Here is a 21,515-nt window from a genome sequence, read left to right on the forward strand (position 1 = left end):
TGCGCCCGCGCAAGGCCGGTTCTCAGCGGGGGGGGCGTTTTTCCAGCGCGAACGGCGGCAGGCCGTTGAGCAGGCGCTGGCCGTAGTTGGTGCGCACCAGGCGCTTGTCGTAGCAATAGACAAAGGCTCTATCTTCCTCGGTGCGAATGGCGCGTCCCACCCATTGCGCCAGGCGTATGGCCGTGGCCGGCACCACCAGTTCGCTGAAAGGGTCGCGCCCGGCGCTGCGCAGCCATTCAGCGCGCGCTTCGCCCACGGGGTCATCGGGTGGCGCAAACGGCAGCTTGGTGATGAACAGTGACTCGCACAGCGCACCAGGCAGATCCAGGCCTTCACCGAACGACTGCATGCCGAAAATGATGGATGACTGACCGGCTGCGACGCGTTCGCGGTGCAAGCTCAGGAGCTGGGCGCGTGGCATGGCGGTTTGCACCAGCACGCTGCTGCGCATGGCCGTGGAAAGGGCGTCGACGGCCTGGCGCATCTGTTCGCGCGAAGTGAACAGCACCAAGGCGCCGGATTCCACGCGGGCCAGGTCGTGCAGCAGCGCGTCCACCATCTCGCTGGTGAACGCGCTGGCCTGGCGCGGGTCGGCATGGGTTTCGGCGGCCACCAGAATGCCTTGGGCCGCGTAATCGAAGGGGCTGGCGACTTCCAGCGTGGTCACCGAAGGATCGCCGTGCAGGCCGGATTCACGCAGGAAGAAATCAAATTGTCCACAGCTGGTGAGCGTTGCCGATGTCAGCACCGCACCGCGCACTTGCGACCACAGATGCTGGCGCAAAGTGGCGCCTGGCAGCAGGGGGCTGGCGTGGGCCTTGACCACGATGAATTCACCATCTGTCTCCAACGTAAACCATTTTGCGTTGGGAACGTACTGACTGTCGTCATCCTGCGCGGGCTGCTGCAGCAGCAACTGGGCCGTGTCATAGACCGACTCCAGGCGTGGAGCCAGTGCGCCAACCTGTGCATACATTGTGGACAACCTGCGAGCTTCCTCTGGATTGTCGCGGATCTCCACACGCAGGGCCTTGGACACGGCGCGCAAGACATCGAGGAAGCCATTGGCGTGGTGGGCGGCCTGCGCCAGGGGTTCGAGCAAGGCCTCGGGCAGCACTCCGCGGGGCGCGCGCACGCGCGCCGGTCCCCAACTGTCCTTTTGCGATTTGAGGTCGTCGCCGTAAAAATCCATCACCAGTTTGGCCAGGTCTTGCAAGGTCTGGCGCAGCTGGCTGGAGTGGGTGGGCACATCGGCCACTTCCTCGACTTCGATCAGTGTGCCCACGCGCAGCGCGCGGCTGGCCAGCTTGTCGATCCAGCCCAGCCGGCTCAAATCGAGCGCACAGGCGAACTGGGACAGGGCCGTGGCCGGCAGATGGTGGGCTTCGTCGAGCACCAGCAGACAGTTGTCCAGGTCGGGCAACAGGCGAGCGCCCAGTGAAGACAGCAGCAAATCATGGTTGGCCACGATGACCTGGGCGGCCACCATGGACTTGCGGCGCTCGTAATAAGTACAGCCGTCAAAAGCCGGGCAATGCTTGCCGGTGCAAGAGCTCGATTCGGCCGCGACCGGGCTCCAGACTTCGGGCTCGGGCGGCGTGGCCAACGAGTCGCGGTCGCCATCCCAGACGTTGGTGGCCAGGGCATCGGCCATGCTGGCATAGAACTGCATGCGTGCTTCGCGTTCCTGTGCGGGGCGCGCATTGCGGGTCGCGGCTTCTTCTTCGGCAAACAAGTCGTCGGCCTCGTCGTGCGATTCGCCGGTGCCTGCCAGGCGTTCGAGCTTGAGCTTGCAGACAAAACGTCCGCGCCCCTTGGCCAGGGCAAATTTGAAAGGTTGCTCCAGTTGCGCGGCCAGGGCGGGCAAATCCTTGTTTACCAACTGTTCCTGCAATGCCACGGTGGCCGTGGAGATCAGCACCCGGGTGCCGCGCGCCAACGCCAGCGCGATGGCGGGAGCGCTGTAAGCCAGCGATTTGCCCACACCCGTACCCGCTTGCACCACGGCGATGGCGCGTTCTGGAGCGGGGGCATCGTCATCGACCTTGCCGAGCTGGGCGGTACTGAAAGTCTGGGCGACCTGGCTCGCCATGAGCCGCTGCCCTTCGCGGCTGCGGAAGCCCGGGATGGACGCGACGACATCATCGAACGATTCAAGGCCCAACTGGGCCCACTTTTGCTGGGACATTAAGAGCTTGCTGCGTCGGCCAAACAGGCATCAGCCGTAATAGATAAAGAATAAAACATAGATATGTAATGAATAAGATGTTAAATCTTATGTTTTTTGCACTACATAAGGTGCTTTGCAGTACATGTGGCATGTGCTGCCTGCGTATTTTTGCCAGCCACTGGGTGGGCGATGGTCTATTTTCGCAGGACTGGGGATTCTGTGGATAAGCGAGGATAAGTTTTTTGCTGCCTCCTGGAGGGAATACTTATCCACAGACTCATCCCCTGGAATACTTCTGCGCATGCTGTGCATATCCATGGGGGTAAGTCTGCTGGCTTCCTGTTTTAAAATTTAACAAATTTGTTTTAAATCAATGGTTTATGTTTGTTGTGCACAGGTTGTTCTGAATTTTCGATGTTTTCAGGGAGAGGCAACAGTGAGACTGGCGGAGATTTATCCACAGAGGCGATGGATGGAGGCAGCGGTCTCTTGTGCACAGAGGCGCTGGAGCAGGGCGCGAATTTTCGCGGAACAGGGCATCGCCTGGACCGTTCCCTTGTTGGACGCAGAATTGCCTAAAAATGAGGCAAAAAAAGTGGAAAACAGAGGGAAAACGCCAGGGAGTGCAGGCGGTCTCATGATTTTTCACCGTCTATTGCTCTGCTATTGATAGCTTAAAAATGAGTCAATAACAGATGAAATGGGTGATTCAAGGGAAAATTGAAGCCAGGAACACCTGGTAGCCGGCTGATCTTGCTTTGATCGTTTTGTAATTTTTCATATCTTCCACCGCCGCTCGTACGTGTGGCCATGCAGCGCATGAAGTGCGCGCAGGGCTTACAAACTGACACCAGGGTGACAAAACACAGTTTTTGTGTGACATTTTGAAAATAATCGGAGCATTCCTCCGTCCGCAGGTACCGGCTTTCCTATGCGCTCCTCGCCACTGAACACGTCTGCGTTGGACAACCCCTCACGGCTCTATCGGCGTGAGCTGCAAGGTCGTTTCCTGGGGTTGCGCTTTGGCGCCGCCGTCGAGGACGAGTTCGTGAGTTTCTTGCGCGAAACCCAGACCCGCAATGTGCGGTTCTGCATCTGGATCGGTCTCATCCTGTGGATGGGCGTGGCCTGTTGGGATGTGGCGCGCTATGTACAGAACATTCAGGGGACGGCCAATGAAGCGCAGTTTCTGAAGCTGCTGCTGCCCGCGCGACTGGCGGGCCTGCTGGCGCTGACCGGGCTGCTGATCGGTATGCACCGCCGTTTATGGGGGCGCTGGCAGCATGTCGCCTGTCTGGTGACGGTATCGGTGTACTGCATCACCGGCTTTCTGACCGGCTATCTCTACATGGAAATGGGCATGGGCAATGCCATGGCGGGATCGATTCTGATCCTGATGGCGGTGTTTTTGCCATGCGGTCTGACGTTTCGCGAAACGATGCCGACAACGGCTGCATTGCTGGTCGCTTACCTGCTGGCGGGGTGGTGGATCCTGTCGCCGGCGGAATGGTCGGAGTTCTGGGCCATCGCCAGCCTGTTGGTGCTGTGCATGATGATGATGGCGTTCAGCAGCTACCTGCGCGAGCGCGGCACGCGGGAGCAGTTTGTGCTGCGCCGGCTGCTCGATTGGGAGGCCGGCCACGATCCGCTCACCGGTCTGGCCAACCGCCGCAGCTTTCAAAAGCATTTCGAGATTTGCCTGGCCCAGGCGAGGCGCGATGACAAAACCCTGCTGTTGGTGATCCTGGATCTGGACCATTTCAAGCTCTACAACGACCATTACGGCCACAAGGCAGGCGACCGGGCCTTGCAGCAGGTGGCCCTGGTGCTGGAGCATTACGCCGCCCGCCCCATGGACCTGGCAATCCGTCTGGGTGGCGAGGAATTCGGCCTGCTGAGTTATGCCGACGATGCAAAGGCCTTGAAGCTGCGCATGCAGCATCTGCTGCAGCAGTTGCAGGGGCTGCAGATCAGCCATGAGTTTTCGCCAACGGCGACCTGTCTTACGGCCAGCATTGGCATCGCCCAGGCCGAGGCCACATGCACCACCGACAGCCTGTTCCAGCAGGCCGATGCCCAGCTGTACCGCGCCAAGAACGCAGGCCGTAATCAGGTCTGCGGACCGGACATGGACATGTGTGCCGAAGGGCCTGAATTGCAGGTTATGGCGTGATGCCAAGCCTGGACAGATCTGGATGAAGAAAACCGCCACAGGGCGTGCCGGTGGCGGTTCCTGGGTCCATCTTCTCAGAGCTTGGCGATGGAAACCTCGGTGGATTTGATGAGTGCCACGACCTCCGAGCCGATGACCAGTTTCAGGTCGTCGACCGAACGGGTGGTGATCACCGAAGTCACGACTCCCCAGGGAGTCTCCACATCTACTTCCGAGACGACATCGCCGCGGATGATTTCCCGCACTTTGCCCTTGAACTGATTGCGAACGTTGATGGCTTGAATGGTCATGATGTTGATGGCGTTGGAGCGGTTGAAGAAAGGGTTCAGGTGGAAAGTTGAACTTCGTGGAATGCCACGGATGCAAAACTGCCCGTGGCCGGCAGTGCGGAGGATTGCAAGGAGTCGATGGCAGAGGAAAGCCGCGTGGCCAAGTCGGGCGCAAGCATGTATCCGCCTTCAGGCAGGCGCGTGATCTGCGCGTCGGTTGCGTAGACTCCGGGAAGGATGTCGTTGGCCCCCAGCGCATGCAGCACGGGGCGTAGCGCATAGTCGAGCGCCAGCATGTGGTGCGGACTGCCTCCGGTGGCCAGAGGCAGCACCGACTTGCCACGCAGCGCCGTCTGCGGCAGCAGATCGAGAAAGATCTTCAGCAGACCGCTGTACGCCGCCTTGTAGATGGGCGTTGCGATGATCACGCCCTTGGCCTGCTCCAGCTGTTGCGTTGCGCGGGTGATCGACGGGTGGGAAAAATCGGCCAGGACCAGCGCCTGGCTGTCCAGGGCGCGAATATCCAGCTGCGTCACGTGGTGCTGCGCCCGTGCGAGTTGGAGTGATGCTTGCTTGAGCAGCGTGGCCGAACGTGATGGCTGTGTGGGGCTGCCGGCAATCAGTAGAAAACTCATGTCTGTATCCATTCCTTGACGCGCTATCAGGCAAAGATTTCCGGCTCCGGCCTGGCTTTAGCACGCGCCAGCGCCGCCGGATGCTGGGGCCGTGCCAGGCCCAGGTGCTCACGCAAGGTGCGACCCTCGTATTCGGTGCGAAACAGGCCGCGGCGGCGCAGCTCGGGTAGCACCAGTGCTATGAAATCGTCGAGGCCGCCGGGGAACCATGGGCCCATGATGTTGAAGCCGTCGGCGCCGCCTTCCTCGAACCATTGCTGCAGCTGATCGGCGATGGTCCTTGGCGTGCCGACGATCTGCTGGTGGCCGCGCGCGCCGGCGATCTTCAGGTACAGCTGGCGAATCGTCAGGCCGTCGCGGCGCGCCAGATCGATCAGCAGGCGCTGGCGGCTTTGCGGGCCTTCGGTGGGCGGCAATTCGGGCAGTGGGCCGTTGACCGGGTAGCCCGACAGGTCCACGCCGCCCGAAATGCCCGCGAGCAGCGACAGGCCTACGACGGGGTCGATCAACGACTGCAGCTGCTCGAACTTGGCCTCTGCTTCCTCCTGCGTGCGGCCCACGATGGGAAAGATGCCGGGCATGATCTTCACGTCATCGGGATGGCGGCCGTAGTGCTGCACGCGGCCCTTGATGTCGGCGTAGAAGCTTTGCGCTTCGGCAAAAGTCTGGTGCGCAACAAAGATGACTTCGGCCGTGCGCGCCGCGAGTTCGCGTCCGTCTTCGGAAGCCCCGGCCTGCACCACTACGGGCCGGCCTTGCGGCGAGCGCGCGACATTGAGCGGACCGCGCACCTGGAAGTGCGTGCCCTTGTGGTTCAGCGCGTGCAGCTTGTCGGCATTGAGGTAGTTGCCGCTGTGCTTGTCGCGCGGGAAAGCGTCGTCTTCCCAGCTGTCCCACAGGCCGGTCACGACATCGTGGAATTCGGCCGCGCGCTGATAGCGGTCGGCGTGCGCGAACTGGTCGCTGCGGTTGAAGTTCAGTGCCTCGGCCTTGGTCGCCGAAGTCACGAGGTTCCAGCCTGCGCGCCCGCCCGAGATCTGGTCGAGCGAGGCGAACTTGCGCGCCAGGTTGTAGGGCTCGTGGTAGCTGGTGGAGGCGGTCGCGATCAGGCCTATGCGGTCGGTCACGGCGGCCAGTGCCGACAGCAGCGTCAGCGGCTCGAACTGGTCGCTGCGCGCGGTGCGCGCCAGTGCCTCGATGTTCTCGGAGCGCACGGCCACGCCGTCGGCCAGGAACACTGCGTCGAACTTCGCGGCTTCGGCTTTCTTGGCCAGCTCGACGTAGTGGCGGAAATTGACGCCCGCATCTTCCTGCGCGTCGGGGTGGCGCCAGCCCGCGATGTGGTGGCCTGTCTGCATCAGAAATGCGCCGAGCTTGATCTGCTTTTTTGTGGTCACGGAGTGCTTTCGGTGGAAGTGGAACGGACGCTTACCAGGCGAAGCGCAGGCGCTCGCTGGAGAAACCAATGGAGGCGACGGGCTGCGCGGGCGGCGGCACGTCGCTGGGGCCACGCCGGTCCGGAGCCAGGAAGTCGGCGAGCACGTCGTCGCGGATGCGGATGAACTCCGGGTCGCTGCGGTTGCGCGGGTGGGGCAGATGGACCGGCACGATGCGGCGAATGCGCCCCGGGTGTGGCTGCATCACCACCACGCGATCGCCCAGAAACACCGCTTCCTCGACGTCGTGCGTGACCAGCAACATGGTGATGCGCTCCTTCTGCCAGATGCGCTGCAGCTCGCCTTGCAGGCGTGCGCGCGTGAGTGCATCGAGCGCACCGAAAGGCTCGTCGAGCAGCAGCACGCGCGGGCGGTTGACCAGGCCGCGCGCGATCGCCACGCGCTGCGCCATGCCGCCGGAAATCTGGTGCGGGAAGGACTTCTCGAAGCCCTCGAGGCCGACCAGCGCCACATGCTCGGCGATCAGATTGCGCTTTTGCTGGGCGTTGAACGTCGCGTTGCGCAGGCCCACGGCGATGTTCTGCTCGACCGTGAGCCAGGGGAACAGCCGGTGGTCCTGGAACACGATGCCGCGCTCCAGGCCCGGGCCGGTGATGGCTTCGCCGCCGAGCGTGATGGCGCCGTCGTATGCGGTGTCCAGGCCCAGCACCAGGCGCAGCAGCGTGGATTTGCCGCAGCCGCTGGCGCCGACGATGCTGACGAATTCGCCAGCGGGCAGTTGCAGATCGATGTCCTGCAGCACCTGCAGGCTGCCGTCGGTGGATTGGGTGCTGTCGAACTGCTTGGAGGCGACGTGGATGTGCAGATCATCCGTGGTGACGGTGGTTGTCATGGGGGGTGTGCCTTCGCAAAGAAGAGGGGGATTTCAGCGGCCCAGCCGCCGGGCCAGTGCGCGCTCCAGCGTGCGGGCGCCGGCATTCATGAGCCAGCCGACGAGGCCTATGCTGACCATGCCGAACAGCACCAGATCCATGCGGAAATGCTCGCTGCCTTCGATCAGCAGATTGCCCACGCCGCGCCCCGACACCAGCAGGTATTCGGCGCCAATGGTGGCCAGCCACGAATACACCAGCGCCAGATAGACGCCCGTGAAGATCGCCGGCGCGGCCGAAGGCAGCACCACATGCCAGATGGTCTGGGCACGCGTGTAGCCATAGACGCGCGCGACTTCGAGCAGCGTGGCGGGGGTGCTGCGAATGCCGTCGGCGGTGTTGACCACGACAGGCACCAGCGCGGCCAGCGACAGGAACACCACCTTGGCCACATCGCCCAGGCCGAACCAGACCGAGATCAGCGGAATCCAGGCGAACAGCGAGATCTGCTTGAAGGTGTTGAAACTCGGGCCGACGATGCGGTTGAAACGCGGCCACAGGCCCAGCAGTCCGCCCAGCACCAGGCCGCTGCTGGTGCCGATGACGAAGCCGGTCAGCTCGCGTGCCAGGCTGGCGCGCAGGTTGAGCCACAGCAGGCCGCTGCGGATCAGCTCCCAGCCGGTTTCCAGCACCTTGGCCGGCGAGACCAGCAGCGCCGAATTCACCAGATCGAGCCTGGACACCAGGGCCCACAGCACGACGGCCGCAAAGGGCACGACCAGGCCGCGCCAGCGCGCGGGCGAGGGGGAGAGGGGGGTGGTACTCACAGCAGGCCTTTCGGAGTGGGACGGGCGCCATGGCGCGCGGCGACGCGTGCTTCGGCGAAGTCCAGCAGGCGGTCGATTGCATAGCCCAATGCGCCGACGACGATCACCGCCGCCATCACCAGATCCAGCTGGAACAGCTGGCGCCCATAGACGATCAGATAGCCCAGGCCTTCGCTGGATGCGACCAACTCCACCACCACCAGCGACAGCCAGGCCTTGGTGAAGCCCAGGCGCAGCCCGGTGAACAGCGTGGGCACGGCCGTGGGCAGGACGATCTCCAGCACCTGCTGGCGCCGCGAGTAGCCGTAGACATTGCCGACTTCGAGCAGCGTCGCCGGGGTCTGGCGAAAGCCCTGCAGCGTGGCCAGCGTCACCGGCACCAGCGCGGCCTTGGCGATCAGGATGTACTTGAGCGGCTCGCCAATGCCCACCAGCAGCAGCACGAACGGCAGCCAGCCCAGCACGGGGATCTGCACCAGCGCGTTGAACGTGGGCAGCAGATAGGCCTCCACGGTCTTCGACAGCCCCATGGCCGCGCCCAGCAGCAGGCCCAGCGCGCTGCCGACGACAAAGCCCACGAGCACGCGCTGCAGGCTGGCCTGGGCATGCAGCCACAGGTCGCCGCTGGTGGCGAGTTCGCTCAAGGTGTCCCAGACGAATTGCGGCGAAGGCAGTACCTGGGCCGAGATCCAGCCCTGGGCCGCGCCCACGGCCCACAGCGCGAACAGCGCGATGGGCAGCAGGAAAGGTTCGGCGCTGTGCACCACGCCCTGCAGGCGCTGGCGGCCGGTCACGGTGATCGCTGGCGCGGGATAGGAGAGGGTATTTGCCATGCTGATCAGCGCTGCGCGACCGGAGTGCCTGCGGCCGCTTTGGCCACGCCTTTGGCGTCAAACGACTGCCAGCGCTTTTCCAGTCCCTGCTGCTTGAGTGCGGTCTGCAGATAGCGCGGCTCGAACCAGCCGTCGACGCTGATCGCGCGGCGGATCAGCTTGAGCTTGAGCGCATCGCTGGCCACGGCCTTGTAGCGGCCGACGATGAATTCGTCGAGCAGCGGCGAGTTGCGCAGCGCGAGCTCCTGCTTGTCGAATTCCGCCTCCCACGAGGCCTGGGGCGTGCCGCTGCGCGCCCAGATCTGGAACAGTTCGGCGCGGTTTTTCTCGTCGGAAGACCAGTGGGCCGCGCGCACGAATTGGTCGACGACTTTCTGCACCTGCGCCGGGTGCTCCTTCTCGAAATCCTCGCGCACCAGCAGCGAGGCCTGGCGCGTCAGCGCCGGGTCCTTGCCCTGCGTCGAATAGATCACTTTGGCCAGCCCCTTGTCGCGCACCTTGAACCATTCATAGCCGCCAAAGGCCGCATCGACGCCGCTGGACACCAAGGCCGCCTGCGCGCTGCCGGTATCGAGGTTCACGGCCTTCAGGTCGCGTTCGGCCAGCCCCACGCTCTCCAGAGCATTGATGGCCACCAGATGGCCGTTGGTGCCGCGAAACAGCGAGACCTTGCGGCCCTTGAGGTCCTGCAGGCCCTTGATGTCGGACTGCGGCGGCGTCACCACGTAGAGGTTGTTGCGCGCGCCGCTGGCCAGCAGCAATTTGGTCTTGAGGCCGTTGGCGCGGCCGACGATGGAGGGCAGGTCGCCCTGGTAGGCGAAGTCGATCTGCTTGTTCGACAGCGCCTCGTTCACGGCCGGGCCAGCGCCCTTGAAGAACAGCCATTCGACGCTGATGCCGTCGGCCTTGAAGGCGTCTTCCAGCGCCTGGTTGGCGCGCAGCACGCCGCCCGGCGAGCCGCCCCAGGTCACGGGCTCGCCGCCGCCTGCCGTGGCCACGCCGATGCGAATGGTCTGTGGTGGCGCGGCCTGGGCCGTGGCGCCGAAAAACAGGCCCAGGGCCAGCAAGGTGGCGCGTCGGCGGAAAGTGAAGGCGTAGGTCATCTCGATTCCTTTGGAAAAAAGAAGGGCCGGGCGCCGCGCGTTGACGGCGCGGCACCAGAGAAAAAAGGGGCGAAGAAAGGGGGGAAGGTCAGCGCTTGCCGAGCTTGTGTTCGATGTCGGTGCCGGCGAAGAATTCGGGATCGGCCTCGGTGTAGAAGCGGTACGGGTTCTCGAACACCAGCGCGCGGAAGTCGTCGGCGCTGATCACGCCTTGTTCCACCAGATCCCAGCTTTCGGCCAGCGGCTCGGTCAGGTCGGGAACGTCCCAGTGGCCTATGTCCGAAGACCAGATCGCATTGATCTTGCTGCCCAGCGGGTTCACCTTGGTGTTGAACGCCGCGGCCACCGTGCGGTCGTCGGCCTCGGCGCCGAAGTAGAACGGCTTGACCCAGCGCTCGCGAATGTCTTCGGCGCTTTCTATGCCCGCGGCGAGGAAGTCATCGAGCTCATCGCCTTGGGGCTCGCGGCTGTGCGGCAGCGCCGAAATGCCCAGGCTGTCGCGCAGCAGCGTTTCCTTGTTCACGGGCTTGCCCTTGGTGAGCTCGGCGCCGTATTGCTCGAACAGCCCGGCCAGCAGTTCGATGTCGGCATGGGCCGGGTTGTAGTTCTGCACCGCCTGGCGGTTGCGCTTCTCGAAGCGGTCGACCAGGTGGGTGTAGACATGCGAGCCCCAGTCGGCGCCGCCTTCGAGCAGGGCCACGCGCAGGCCTGGAAAGCGCCGCGTCACGCCGCCGAAGAACAGCGCCTTGGCGAAGGCCTGCGAGCCGTCGGCGAAGTGGCCGATGTGGTTGAACATGTAGTTGCTGATCGACTGGCGGCCGGTCCAGCCCTGGCTGCCGTAGTGCGTGGTGACGGGCACGCCCAGCTCGACCACCTTGGCCCAGAACGGGTCGTAGTCGTGCGGGCTGTCGATGCCGTAGAAGTCGGTATAGCTCGCATGCCGCGCCACGTCGGGGTGCTCGGCCTTGGGGTATTTGGCGGCGATCGCTGGAATGGGCCGGCGCACGCCGCCGGCGATGTTGATGACCTTGAGCCCCAGCGTTTTCACCGCGAATTCCAGCTCCTCAATGCCTTCCTGCGGCGTGTTCAGCGGAATGCCCGCGACGGGCGTGAGCCGGCGCGCGTGCTTGCGGTACAGGTCGGCGTGGAAGTGGTTGATCGCACGGTGCAGCGGCTGGCGGAACTCGTCCGAAGCCGCCGCTGGCGCCAGCACATCGTTGGGAAACAGCACCGAGTAGTCAGCGCCCTGTTCCTCGAGACGTTCGGCCAGCAGATCGGGCAGCGTGTAGGTGGCCAGATCGAGCGTGTTGCGCGTCACGCGCGCCCACCAGGGGGCGCGCAGGGTGCGGTGCTGCTGGCGCTCCTCGGGCGTCTGCTGGTACCAGTCCTTGCCGCCCGCGGAGCGCGTGGCGAAGCGCCCGCCCAGCGACTTGCGCAGCGCATCGACCAGCGCGCTGCCGCCGTAGTGCTGGACGTAATCCTCCAGCGCGGGCGTGTAGTCGTTGACATGCACATCGGTGTCTATCACCGGGAAATCCAGCCGCGATTTGACGGCGGCGGAGCGCGATGATTCCTTGCTCGAAAGTCTCTTCGTCATGGCTTCTATCCTTCATGCAGTGGTTGACGAAGGTTAAGAAGACATGGCGCTTGAAGGAACGAAGGAAAGAAATCTTCGATATCTGATTTTTGGCGATGCTGCATTGCCTGGGTGGAGGCAAGCAGTTGTTTTGATTGGATGGATATGCGGTTTTTATGGGTTCTCGGCTGGGCGCCGCGGCCAGCGATCGCTGCCGCGTTCCAGCCCGCGGATTACGCCAGGACCGCCATCGCATCGTGCGCCGCTGCGGGCTGGGGCTGATGCACTCCGGACCAGATTCCGCAGGCGTAGGCGTTTTCGAGCTGCGCGACGTAGGGCGCTATGTCGTAGCCTGAGGACTCCAGCCATGCGTCGCTGTAGTAGGTGTTGGTGTAGCGGTCGCCAGCATCGCAGGCCAGGGTGACGATGGAGCCCGCCTCGTTGCGCTTGGACATCTCACACGCCAGTTGCATGGCAACGTAGAAGTCGGTGCCGGTCGAGCCACCATAGCGACGCCCGACCAGGCGTTCCAGAAAGCGCATGGCTGCGTACGACGCCGCATTGGGCACTTGCACCATGCGATCGATCACATCGGGAACAAACGACGGCTCTACCCGCGGGCGGCCTATCCCCTCGATGTCCGAGCCGCGGTCACTGGTGATGGCCGCATCGCGGTGGTGGAAGTAGTCGTAGAAAACGGAGTGCTCGGGATCCACGACGCACAGTTGCGTGGCATAGCCTTGGTAGCGTATGTAGCGTCCGATGGTGGCGGAGGTCCCGCCGGTCCCCGCTCCGACAATCACCCAAGACGGCACCGGGTGAGGTTCACCGCGCATTTGCTGGAAGATGGATTCTGCGATGTTGTTGTTGCCGCGCCAGTCGGTGGCGCGCTCCGCATAGGTGAACTGGTCCATGTAGTGGCCATTGCATTCGCGTGCGACCCGTTCGGCTTCTGCATAGAGAAGCGCTGAACTGCTGACGAAGTGGCAGCGGCCGCCGTAGAACTCGATTTGCGCTATTTTTGCGGGCGATGTGCTGCGGGGCATCACGGCAATGAAAGGCAGGCCCAGAAGGCGCGCGAAATAGGCTTCGGACACCGCCGTGCTGCCTGAGGAGGCCTCCACCACGGTCGTGCCTTCCCGGATCCAGCCATTGCACAGTCCATAGAGAAACAGCGATCGTGCGAGCCTGTGCTTGAGGCTGCCGGTGGGATGGGTCGATTCATCCTTGAGGTAAAGCCTCACCTGCGCAGTGAAGGGAAGTTCCACCTGCAGCAGGTGGGTGTCGGATGAACGCTGGGCGTCACGCTCTATGCGACGCACTGCTTCAAGAACCCAGGTGCGATTCATCATTCAGATCTCCTTGTTTGCCGGTGAGGCTGCGAGTGAAAGAACGGCATCGGCTTCGATGAGCGCGCCACGCGGCAGGGCGGCGACAGCCACGGAGGTCCGTGCGGGGTAGGGCTGGAAAAAGTACTCGCCCATCAGCGCATTGACCCGGGAAAAATGCTCTGGATCGGTCAGGTAGACCGTGACTTTGACGGCCTGGGCGAGCGATGCACCCGCTGCACGGCTCACGGCGTCGAGGTTGCGAAAAACGCGGTGAATTTGCGCATCTATCCCTGTTTCCAGCTGCATGCTGGCGGGATCAAGTGGAAGCTGGCCGGCGAGGTAAACCGTCTCTCCGGCTCGAATGGCTTGTGAATAAATGCCGCTGGCGCTGGGGGCGTCGGCGGTAGAAATGGCGTGGATGGATGGCATTTCCCGTTATTCCTTTGGAGTGGTTCATGGGCACATCCCTGTCTAGGGAATGCAGGAATTGTTCCGGTGGCGGGGGTGAAGTACAAACGGGCTTTTTCACATCCAGCATTTGTTAAATGCAAAAGCTATGCACTACAGCCTGGTCGACATCAAGCTCTTCGTTGCCATCGCGGATGCGGGCAATGTGTCACGCGGGGCTGCACATTGCTTTCTCGCCCCCTCATCGGCCAGCTTGCGCATCAAGCAGCTGGAAGAAAGCCTGGGAACCCGGTTGTTTTCACGCGAGGCCCGCGGCGTATCCTTGACCCGCGCGGGACAGGTGATGCTGGAGCATTGCCGTCGCTGCCTGGCCGAACTCGAGCAGATGCATGCCAATCTGGCGCCCTATGCGCAGGGCGTGAAGAGCCATCTCACGCTGTTCGCCAACAGTACGGCGATCGCGTCCTATTTGCCGGAAGACCTTTCGACTTTCTTGCTCGCATACCCCGCGGTGCGCGTGTCTTTGGAGGAGCGGCTCAGCCACGAGATTGTCGCGGCCGTCGCTGAAGGCAGAGCGGACATCGGCGTCGTCACCTGGGGAGAAGAGCATCCCGATGTGACATTCTGGCCTTATCACGAAGATGAACTCATCATCGTGGCGCCTGTGGCCACGGAGCTTGGACAGGGTGGCAAGGTGCGGTTTGTCGAGTGCCTCGCCCACCCCATCATTTCCCTGACCCGCGGCACGGCGATCCACACTTTTCTCGTCGGCAAGGCCGCGGCCCTTGGCTATCCGATCGATGTTCGCATTCAGGTAGCGGGTTTCTCCGCTGTCATTGCGCTCGTCTGCTCGGGCGCGGGGATCGCTATCGTGCCGCGCTCGGTGATGCGCAGTTTGCAGAACGAGCGGGTAAAAACACTGTCCCTGCAGGAGCCCTGGGCCGTGCGGCATCTGACGGTGTGTGCCAGAAGCGATGAGAAACGGCTGTCGATTCACGCACAGGCCTTGCTGCACCAGTTGCGGGACTCGTCGGTCGGTTTCGACGCCGTTTGAAGAACACCCACGGCGCGGTCATCGTTGGCAAGCTTTTGTCTTTGACAAAGCGAGCTGTTGAATTAACCCGTTTGTCCTGGCTGGTGCCCCATGAAAAACTGACTGCATCTCAACCCCGTTCAAGAACTGTTGGAGCCAGCCGCCCTGCGCGGATCCTTCAGTTTGGCGACAAAAACCAAAGAGACAGCTATGCAGTCAATGAACCACTGGCAACGCATCGAAGCAGCGATGAATGGCGAACTGACGGATCGTCCGCCGGTCGCCCTGTGGCGCCATTTCCCGGATGATGACCAGTATTCCGACAAGCTGGTGGCCCACACTCTGGCGTGGCAGAAGAAATGGCAGTTCGATCTCGTGAAATTCATGCCTTCGGGAACCTATGGTGTCGAGGACTGGGGCGCGATCAGTGGGTACAGGGGGGCGGCCAATGGTGCGCGTGAAGTGATACAGCCGGCCGTGGTGCGCACCGAAGATTGGCGGCGCATCGTGCCGCTCGATGTACGCCGCGGAGCCTATGGCCGGCAAAACGAAGCGCTGGCTGCCGCGGCCAAGGAATTGAAGGGGCAGGTACCGTTGCTGCAGACAGTTTTCAGCCCGCTGACGACTGCCCGGAAGATGTCCACCGAAAAAATGTTTGCCGACCTGCGGCGCTTTCCAGAGGAGCTGGAACGCGCGCTGATGGTCATCACCGATGTCACGATCCGCTTTGCGCTGGATGCGCTGGCCCAGGGCGCCCATGGCGTGTTTTTCGCAACGCAATTGGCATCGCATCGTTTGTTGACGACGTCAGAATATGAGCGCTTTGGCAAACGCTACGACTTGATGGTTTTCCAGGCGCTGCGTGGCAAATCACGACTCAATATGCTGCATGCGCATGGTGACGACATCATGTTCGATCTGCTCTCGGACTATCCGACAGAGATGTTCAACTGGCATGACCGCTTGACCGATCCGACGATTGCCCAGGCCGCGGAGTGTTTTCCACAGCTGCTCGTGGGCGGCATCAATGAGCATGGCACCTTGATGCATGGCAGCGAGCAGGAAATCGAAGACCAGGTGCATGAAGCACTCTCGCAGACTGGCGGTCGTCGCCTGATGATCGGTCCCGGCTGCGTGCTGCCGGTGGCGGCCAAGGAGTCGAGCATCCGAGCCGTGGTGCGTGCCGCTCACCAATTCAAGGAAAGCCCGGTGTGCATCTGAGCTTGCGCGAGTGATACTGAAAATTATTCAAAGAGGCAAACCATGCGAGATTCTCTTTCTTCGTTGGCATTGGTCGGCATGCTTTCGTCGGCCTTGGCGGCACCCGCCTTGGCGGCACCCGCCTTGGCGGCGGAATGGCCTGCGGCCGACAAACCCATACAAATCATTGTTCCCGCACCTGGCGGTGGTGGCACGGGTGATTCGATTGCGCGCTTGATTGCCGATCGCCTGGGCAAAAAGCTCAAGACAGCGGTGATTGTGGACAACAAAGGTGGAGCCAACGGCAACATTGGCGCGGCGGCCGCGGCGGCGGCTCCCGCCGACGGATACAAGTTGCTGTTCTCCTGGGCCGGAACCCTCGCTGTCAGCCCCAACCTTTTTCGCCACCTGTCTTTCGACCCGCAGAAAAGCTTTGCACCCATTGCCTTGGTGGCCGATGTGCCGAACATCCTGGTCGTCAACAATGCGCTGCCCGTGCAGGGCCTGAAAGAGTTTGTCGATTTCGCCAAGAGCCATCCTGGCAGCTTGAATTTCGGATCCTCGGGCAACGGCAGTTCCATGCATTTGGCAGGGGAGCTTTTCAAGCGGGAAACGGGTACGCAATTGGTTCATGTTCCCTATGCAGCGCCTGGGCAAGCCGTCACGAATCTGATGGCCAATGACATACAGGCCATGTTCCAGCTCGTGCCAGGCGTGGTGGGACAGGTGAAGGCCGGGAAGCTGCGGGCCTTGGCGGTCATGTCGTCATCGCGCTCTCAAGCGCTGGCGGATGTGCCTACCACCACGGAATTGGGGTATCCCAAATTGCAGTCGTCGACATGGTTCGCCTTGCTTGCCCCCAAGGGAACACCAGCCGCCATCCTTGATCGCCTCAATCTGGAAATCAACGACATCCTGCTAGAGCCCGATGTGAAGAAAAGTCTGACCACCATGGGGGCCATGCCCCTTGGGGGCACACGCCTGGCCCTTGCCGATCATCTTTCGGTCGAGATCTCCAAGTGGGGTCGTGTGATCAAGGAGAGCGGTATCCAGAATCAGTAGGCTGAGCGGCCGACGTGGTGCGCAACCACATCACCGGCCTGCCCAGCCCGCCGCGGCCACCAGCGCAGCCGCTGCGCCCATGTGCTGGCCGCGCTGCAGCGCGTCCACCTCCCAAGCAGCGACCCGAAAGCAGCGCTCAGCGAGCACCGCAATCGCCCTGTGGCATGGGGGAGGGGGTCAATCGACGATGAACAGCTTGGCCCCGCCGACCGAGCGCGAACGGTGCGGCTCGGCATGGTCCGCCACCTGGTAGCTCATGCCCGCTTTCAAGGTGAACTTGCGGCCGTCTTCCAGCTCCGTTTCCATCTCGCCTTCCAGGCACAGCAGCACATGTCCCTTGCTGCACCAGTGGTCTGACACATAGCCCGGCGTGTACTCGACCATGCGCACCCGGATGCCACCAAAGTTCTGCGTTTGCCAGAAGGCCTGGCCCGCTTCGGCCGAGTGCTCGGTGCGGGGGATGGCGGACCAGTCGGTGGTGCCGAAGGGGATGTTTTCCATTTTCATGAGGAGTCCTTGTGGAGATGGCGCCGATGGTGCGCCCCAGGTGCGCACGGCCATGGCCAGCACCACATGCAGAGCCCGTGGTCGGGGCCGGGTCGAAAGTGTAGACCGGCCGGCTGCTGCTGGACGGCTGGCGCATGCGCCGGTGAGGACCGAGCGTTCACCGGTGGCGGTTTATTGGTTGGGGAAATTGGTAGTACCAATTGACGGAAATTGTGTGTTTTGGATACGAACTAGTATTTACCCTGTGTGTAAATGCTGCAAAAAACTAAAAGATCGCACATCTTGCGGCGGAGATTTGGTTTTTAGTGAAATTGGTATTACCAATTCATGAGGGGCCCACCCTGACCCGCTGAAAAAGTAAACAGCGCCTTCTGCTCAGCCAGACAGCACGGCTTGAGACCCTGAAATGGCGCAAGAAGCAAACGCAAGGGCTGGCTGCGCCCTTTCAATAAACCTAGAGACACCGCCATGCAAACCATCTGGCAACAGAATTACGACCCTGCCGGGAACATCTGGATCTCGGCGCTGGTGGCGCTGATTCCCATCATCTTTTTCTTTCTCGCACTGACAAAGTTCAGACTCAAGGGCTACCAGGCCGGCACCGGGACCGTGGTGCTGGCCATGGGCGTGGCCTTGCTGTTCTACAAGATGCCGGTGAGCGCCGCGCTGGCGTCGGCCGTGTACGGCTTCTTCTATGGTCTGTGGCCCATCGCCTGGATCATCGTGGCGGCGGTGTTTCTCTACAAGATCTCGGTCAAGACCGGGCAGTTCGACGTCATTCGCTCCTCCATCCTGGCGGTCACGCCCGACCAGCGGCTGCAGCTGATCCTGGTGGGCTTTTGCTTTGGCGCCTTCCTCGAGGGCGCTGCCGGCTTTGGCGCGCCCGTGGCGATCACGGCCGCGCTGTTGGTGGGCATGGGCTTCAAGCCGCTGTACGCGGCCGGCCTGTGCCTGATCGCCAACACCGCGCCCGTGGCCTTTGGCGCCATGGGCATTCCCATCATCGTCGCCGGACAGGTCTCGGGCGTGGACACGTTCGCCATCAGCCAGATGGCCGGCCGCCAGCTGCCGTTCATGACCGTGATCGTGCTGTTCTGGCTGATGGCCATCATGGATGGCTGGCGCGGCGTCAAGGAAACCTGGCCTGCGGTGCTGGTCGGTGGCGGCACGTTCGCGGTGGTGCAGTTCCTCACGGCGAACTACATCGGCCCCGAGCTGCCCGACATCACCTCGGCCATCGTTTCGCTGGTGGTGTTGACGGCCTTTCTCAAGGTCTGGCAGCCCAAGCGCATTTTCCGTTTTGCGCCCGAGGCGGGCAGTGCCGACGCGCCCGCGCTGGCGGTATCGGGCACCTCGTTGACCTTGGGCGCCATCGTCAAGGCCTGGTCGCCGTTCCTCATTCTCACGCTCATGGTGACGATCTGGAGCATCAAGCCCTTCAAGGCATTGTTCGCCACAGGCGGCGCGCTGGCGTCCTCGGTGATCAACATTCCCGTGCCTTTCCTGCACAACCTGGTCGAGAAGATGCCGCCCGTCGTCGCGGCGGCCGCCCCCTATGGCGCAACCTACACGTTCAATTGGCTGCTGGCCACGGGCACGGCCATCCTGATCGCGGCGCTGATCAACGTCGTGTTCACGGGTCTGTCGCCGGCCAAGGCCGTGGCCACGCTGGGTGAGACCCTCAAGGAGCTGGCGGTACCGATCTATTCCATCGGCATGGTGCTGGCCTTCGCGTTCATCGCCAACTACTCGGGTCTGTCGGCCACTCTTGCGCTGGCGCTGGCGCACACGGGCCAGGCGTTCACCTTCTTCTCGCCTTTCCTGGGCTGGATAGGCGTGTTCCTGACGGGCTCGGACACCTCGGCCAACGCGCTGTTCGGCGCGTTGCAGGCCACGACCGCGCAGCAGCTGGGCCTGCCCCCGGTGCTCACCGTGACGGCCAATACCACGGGCGGAGTGACCGGCAAGATGATCTCGCCCCAGTCGATTGCCATTGCCTGCGCCGCGGTGGGCCTGGCCGGGCGCGAGTCCGACCTGTTCCGCTTCACGGTCAAGCACAGCCTGGTTTTCGCCACCCTCATCGGAGTGATCACCACGCTGCAAGCCTATGTGTTTACGTGGATGATTCCAGGTCATTGAAAAACCGAAACGTCCCACATGCGCCTTGCAGATCATGTCGTCGAAAAACTGCTTGCCCTGGTGCAGGCCCGCGGAGTGCAGCCCGGCCAACGGCTGCCGGCCGAAAGGCTGCTGGCCGCTGAACTGGGCGTGTCGCGCACCTCGGTGCGCGAGGCCATACAGAAGCTGACCAGCCAGGGCGTGCTCGCTACGCGGCGCGGCGACGGCACCTATGTGCAATCCAACATGCCCGCCGAGTGGCTGCAGGAGGCCATGGGCCCGCTGGCGCGCCTGATCGATTCCGACCAGCACTACCGTTATGACGTGCTGGAGACGCGCCACGCGCTGGAGTCCAGCACTGCCTGGCTGGCGGCCCAGCGCGCCACACCCGAGGACAAGCTGCATATCAAGCGCTGCTTCGACGTGATGGTCCAGCACCAGCAGGACGGCCACTCCGAACTGGCCGCGCGTGCCGACGCGCAATTCCATCTGGCCATCGCCGAGGCCTCGCACAATCTTGTGCTGGTGCAGGTGATGCAGAGCCTGTTCAACGTCGTGCTGTCCACGGTGGCGCACAACCGCCACGTCATGTTCCGGCTCAGCGCGCCGCGAACCGTGCAGGAGCTGACCCTGCAGCACCAAAGCCTGATGCAGGCCATTCTCGACGGCGACCCGCAACGCGCGCGCGAATGCATAGGCGAGCACCTGGAACATGTGCGCGCGACCATCCAGCAGCTCGACGAAGACCAGGCCCGGCGGGAGCGCTCCATGCGGCTGCCGCCCTCGGATCTGGCATGAGGCTGCATGGACAGCGCAGTGCCATGAACCACTGACATGAAAGTTCTTTGACCATGATCATCTCTTCGACTGCCGACTATCGCGCGGCCGCGCAAAAGCGTCTGCCGCCTTTTCTCTTCCACTACATCGACGGCGGCGCCTATGCCGAGCAGACCCTGCGCCGCAATGTCGACGACCTGGCCGCCGTGGCGCTGCGCCAGCGCGTGCTCAAGGACATGAGCCGGCTCGACACCAGCATCGAGCTGTTCGGCGAGAAGCTGTCGATTCCCGTGGCACTGTCGCCCGTGGGGCTGACGGGCATGTACCGCCGCCGCGGCGAAGTGCAGGCCGCGCGCGCGGCGGATACGCATGGCATTCCCTTCACCATGTCCACGGTCTCGGTCTGCCCCATCGAGGAGGTGGCTCCCGAGATCAAGCGGCCCATGTGGTTCCAGCTCTACGTGCTCAAGGACCGCGGCTTCATGCGCAACGCGCTCGAGCGCGCCCAGGCCGCGGGTTGCACGACCCTGGTCTTCACCGTCGACATGCCCGTACCCGGCGCGCGCTACCGCGACGCCCATTCCGGCATGAGCGGCCCGAACGCCGCGCTGCGCCGCTACTGGCAGTCGGTGCTGCACCCCCGCTGGGCCCTGGACGTGGGTCTGCTGGGCCGGCCGCACGATCTGGGCAATATCTCGGCCTATCGCGGCAGCCCCACCGGATTGCAGGACTACATGGGCTGGCTGGGCTCCAACTTCGACGCCTCCATTTCCTGGAAGGACCTGGAGTGGATACGCGCGTTCTGGAAGGGCCCGATGGTCATCAAGGGCATTCTCGACCCCGAGGACGCCAAGGACGCCGTGCGCTTCGGTGCCGACGGCATCATCGTCTCCAACCATGGCGGCCGCCAGCTCGACGGCGTGCTGTCCTCGGCGCGCGCCCTGCCGGCCATCGCCGATGCGGTCAAGGGCCAGATCAAGATCCTGGCCGACTCCGGCATACGCAACGGCCTGGACGTGGTGCGCACCATCGCGCTGGGCGCCGACGCAGCGATGATCGGCCGGGCCTACATCTACGCGCTGGCCGCGGCCGGCGAGGCGGGCGTCAAGCACCTGCTGGAACTGCTGGAAAAGGAAATGCGCGTGGCCATGACGCTGACCAGCGTGAGCAAGGTCAGTGACATCACCGGGGATCTGTTGGTGCGGGAAGCCAAGGGCTGATGGC

19 protein-coding genes are annotated in these 21,515 nt (G+C 63.0%); 7 read left to right on the plus strand and 12 right to left on the minus strand.

The window, feature by feature from the left end; all coding sequences use genetic code 11:
- Window positions 1–22: 22 nt before the first annotated feature.
- Entirely contained in the window at window positions 23–2,188 is a 2,166-nt protein-coding gene (gene dinG, locus N0K08_RS12580) for an ATP-dependent DNA helicase DinG (RefSeq protein ID WP_261500722.1), read from the minus strand.
- Window positions 2,189–3,101: 913 nt separating this feature from the next.
- On the opposite strand from dinG, the gene N0K08_RS12585 reads away from it, so the two are divergent.
- The gene (locus N0K08_RS12585) at window positions 3,102–4,343 is read left to right on the plus strand and encodes a GGDEF domain-containing protein (RefSeq protein ID WP_261500723.1); all 1,242 of its coding nucleotides are present in this window, start codon (window positions 3,102–3,104) and stop codon (window positions 4,341–4,343) included.
- Window positions 4,344–4,417: 74 nt separating this feature from the next.
- On the opposite strand, the gene N0K08_RS12590 is transcribed toward N0K08_RS12585, so the two are convergent.
- From N0K08_RS12590 to N0K08_RS12635, 10 genes are all read right to left on the minus strand, one after another.
- Window positions 4,418–4,633: a TOBE domain-containing protein gene (locus N0K08_RS12590; protein WP_261500724.1), complete on the minus strand. Its 216-nt coding sequence runs from the start codon at window positions 4,631–4,633 to the stop codon at window positions 4,418–4,420.
- Window positions 4,634–4,668: 35 nt separating this feature from the next.
- Window positions 4,669–5,247 (minus strand): NADPH-dependent FMN reductase, encoded by a 579-nt coding sequence (gene ssuE, locus N0K08_RS12595; protein WP_261500725.1) that lies wholly within the window; start codon window positions 5,245–5,247, stop codon window positions 4,669–4,671.
- A 26-nt stretch (window positions 5,248–5,273) separates the two neighbouring features.
- Window positions 5,274–6,644 (minus strand): LLM class flavin-dependent oxidoreductase, encoded by a 1,371-nt coding sequence (locus N0K08_RS12600; RefSeq protein ID WP_261500726.1) that lies wholly within the window; start codon window positions 6,642–6,644, stop codon window positions 5,274–5,276.
- A 31-nt stretch (window positions 6,645–6,675) separates the two neighbouring features.
- Window positions 6,676–7,536 carry an ABC transporter ATP-binding protein gene (locus tag N0K08_RS12605; RefSeq protein WP_261500727.1) on the minus strand — a complete coding sequence of 287 codons (861 nt, stop codon included), beginning with the start codon at window positions 7,534–7,536 and terminating at the stop codon, window positions 6,676–6,678.
- A 33-nt stretch (window positions 7,537–7,569) separates the two neighbouring features.
- On the minus strand, window positions 7,570–8,343 hold the full coding sequence (locus tag N0K08_RS12610; RefSeq protein WP_261500728.1) for an ABC transporter permease: 774 nt from the start codon (window positions 8,341–8,343) through the stop codon (window positions 7,570–7,572).
- Window positions 8,340–9,176 carry an ABC transporter permease gene (locus N0K08_RS12615; protein WP_261500729.1) on the minus strand — a complete coding sequence of 279 codons (837 nt, stop codon included), beginning with the start codon at window positions 9,174–9,176 and terminating at the stop codon, window positions 8,340–8,342. The genes N0K08_RS12610 and N0K08_RS12615 overlap by 4 nt, the downstream gene beginning before the upstream one ends.
- Window positions 9,177–9,181: 5 nt before the next feature.
- Window positions 9,182–10,279: an ABC transporter substrate-binding protein gene (locus tag N0K08_RS12620; protein ID WP_261500730.1), complete on the minus strand. Its 1,098-nt coding sequence runs from the start codon at window positions 10,277–10,279 to the stop codon at window positions 9,182–9,184.
- Between the two features lie 88 nt (window positions 10,280–10,367).
- Window positions 10,368–11,876: an amidohydrolase family protein gene (locus N0K08_RS12625; RefSeq protein ID WP_261500731.1), complete on the minus strand. Its 1,509-nt coding sequence runs from the start codon at window positions 11,874–11,876 to the stop codon at window positions 10,368–10,370.
- A gap of 212 nt (window positions 11,877–12,088) precedes the next feature.
- On the minus strand, window positions 12,089–13,207 hold the full coding sequence (locus N0K08_RS12630) for a PLP-dependent cysteine synthase family protein (protein ID WP_261500732.1): 1,119 nt from the start codon (window positions 13,205–13,207) through the stop codon (window positions 12,089–12,091).
- Entirely contained in the window at window positions 13,208–13,615 is a 408-nt protein-coding gene (locus N0K08_RS12635; protein ID WP_261500733.1) for a Rid family detoxifying hydrolase, read from the minus strand. It lies immediately after the preceding gene.
- Window positions 13,616–13,742: 127 nt separating this feature from the next.
- On the opposite strand from N0K08_RS12635, the gene N0K08_RS12640 reads away from it, so the two are divergent.
- The 3 genes from N0K08_RS12640 (at window position 13,743) to N0K08_RS12650 (ending at window position 16,889) form a co-directional block, all read left to right on the plus strand.
- Window positions 13,743–14,648 (plus strand): LysR family transcriptional regulator, encoded by a 906-nt coding sequence (locus N0K08_RS12640; RefSeq protein ID WP_261500734.1) that lies wholly within the window; start codon window positions 13,743–13,745, stop codon window positions 14,646–14,648.
- Between the two features lie 189 nt (window positions 14,649–14,837).
- Entirely contained in the window at window positions 14,838–15,848 is a 1,011-nt protein-coding gene (locus N0K08_RS12645; protein ID WP_261500735.1) for a uroporphyrinogen decarboxylase family protein, read from the plus strand.
- Window positions 15,849–15,890: 42 nt separating this feature from the next.
- The gene (locus N0K08_RS12650; RefSeq protein ID WP_261500736.1) at window positions 15,891–16,889 is read left to right on the plus strand and encodes a Bug family tripartite tricarboxylate transporter substrate binding protein; all 999 of its coding nucleotides are present in this window, start codon (window positions 15,891–15,893) and stop codon (window positions 16,887–16,889) included.
- A 177-nt stretch (window positions 16,890–17,066) separates the two neighbouring features.
- Here the strand turns inward: N0K08_RS12650 and N0K08_RS12655 are convergent, their stop codons facing one another.
- Complete coding sequence (locus N0K08_RS12655; protein ID WP_261500737.1) at window positions 17,067–17,396, minus strand: DHCW motif cupin fold protein; 330 nt, start codon at window positions 17,394–17,396, stop codon at window positions 17,067–17,069.
- 468 nt (window positions 17,397–17,864) lie between these two features.
- Between N0K08_RS12655 and lldP the strand changes: the two genes are divergently transcribed.
- Genes lldP through lldD form a run of 3 tightly spaced genes read left to right on the plus strand, consistent with a single transcriptional unit; the run spans window position 17,865 to window position 21,511 of the window.
- Window positions 17,865–19,535 carry an L-lactate permease gene (lldP, locus tag N0K08_RS12660; protein WP_261500738.1) on the plus strand — a complete coding sequence of 557 codons (1,671 nt, stop codon included), beginning with the start codon at window positions 17,865–17,867 and terminating at the stop codon, window positions 19,533–19,535.
- An 18-nt stretch (window positions 19,536–19,553) separates the two neighbouring features.
- A complete protein-coding gene (lldR, locus tag N0K08_RS12665; protein WP_261500739.1) occupies window positions 19,554–20,312 on the plus strand; it encodes a transcriptional regulator LldR in 759 nt (252 codons plus the stop codon).
- A gap of 53 nt (window positions 20,313–20,365) precedes the next feature.
- Complete coding sequence (gene lldD, locus N0K08_RS12670; protein ID WP_261500740.1) at window positions 20,366–21,511, plus strand: FMN-dependent L-lactate dehydrogenase LldD; 1,146 nt, start codon at window positions 20,366–20,368, stop codon at window positions 21,509–21,511.
- The last annotated feature ends 4 nt before the right edge of the window (window positions 21,512–21,515 follow it).

It is taken from the genome of Acidovorax bellezanensis, from assembly GCF_025421555.1.
Classification (GTDB): domain Bacteria; phylum Pseudomonadota; class Gammaproteobacteria; order Burkholderiales; family Burkholderiaceae_C; genus Comamonas; species Comamonas bellezanensis.

Coding starts and splice junctions, on each gene's coding strand:
- dinG (WP_261500722.1), bottom strand. CDS start 2,188: ATGTCCCAGCAAAAGTGGGCCCAGTTGGGCCTTGAATCGTTCGATGAT.
- N0K08_RS12585 (WP_261500723.1), top strand. CDS start 3,102: ATGCGCTCCTCGCCACTGAACACGTCTGCGTTGGACAACCCCTCACGG.
- N0K08_RS12590 (WP_261500724.1), bottom strand. CDS start 4,633: ATGACCATTCAAGCCATCAACGTTCGCAATCAGTTCAAGGGCAAAGTG.
- ssuE (WP_261500725.1), bottom strand. CDS start 5,247: ATGAGTTTTCTACTGATTGCCGGCAGCCCCACACAGCCATCACGTTCG.
- N0K08_RS12605 (WP_261500727.1), bottom strand. CDS start 7,536: ATGACAACCACCGTCACCACGGATGATCTGCACATCCACGTCGCCTCC.
- N0K08_RS12615 (WP_261500729.1), bottom strand. CDS start 9,176: ATGGCAAATACCCTCTCCTATCCCGCGCCAGCGATCACCGTGACCGGC.
- N0K08_RS12620 (WP_261500730.1), bottom strand. CDS start 10,279: ATGACCTACGCCTTCACTTTCCGCCGACGCGCCACCTTGCTGGCCCTG.
- N0K08_RS12625 (WP_261500731.1), bottom strand. CDS start 11,876: ATGACGAAGAGACTTTCGAGCAAGGAATCATCGCGCTCCGCCGCCGTC.
- N0K08_RS12630 (WP_261500732.1), bottom strand. CDS start 13,207: ATGATGAATCGCACCTGGGTTCTTGAAGCAGTGCGTCGCATAGAGCGT.
- N0K08_RS12635 (WP_261500733.1), bottom strand. CDS start 13,615: ATGCCATCCATCCACGCCATTTCTACCGCCGACGCCCCCAGCGCCAGC.
- N0K08_RS12640 (WP_261500734.1), top strand. CDS start 13,743: ATGCACTACAGCCTGGTCGACATCAAGCTCTTCGTTGCCATCGCGGAT.
- N0K08_RS12645 (WP_261500735.1), top strand. CDS start 14,838: ATGCAGTCAATGAACCACTGGCAACGCATCGAAGCAGCGATGAATGGC.
- N0K08_RS12650 (WP_261500736.1), top strand. CDS start 15,891: ATGCGAGATTCTCTTTCTTCGTTGGCATTGGTCGGCATGCTTTCGTCG.
- N0K08_RS12655 (WP_261500737.1), bottom strand. CDS start 17,396: ATGAAAATGGAAAACATCCCCTTCGGCACCACCGACTGGTCCGCCATC.
- lldP (WP_261500738.1), top strand. CDS start 17,865: ATGCAAACCATCTGGCAACAGAATTACGACCCTGCCGGGAACATCTGG.
- lldR (WP_261500739.1), top strand. CDS start 19,554: ATGCGCCTTGCAGATCATGTCGTCGAAAAACTGCTTGCCCTGGTGCAG.
- lldD (WP_261500740.1), top strand. CDS start 20,366: ATGATCATCTCTTCGACTGCCGACTATCGCGCGGCCGCGCAAAAGCGT.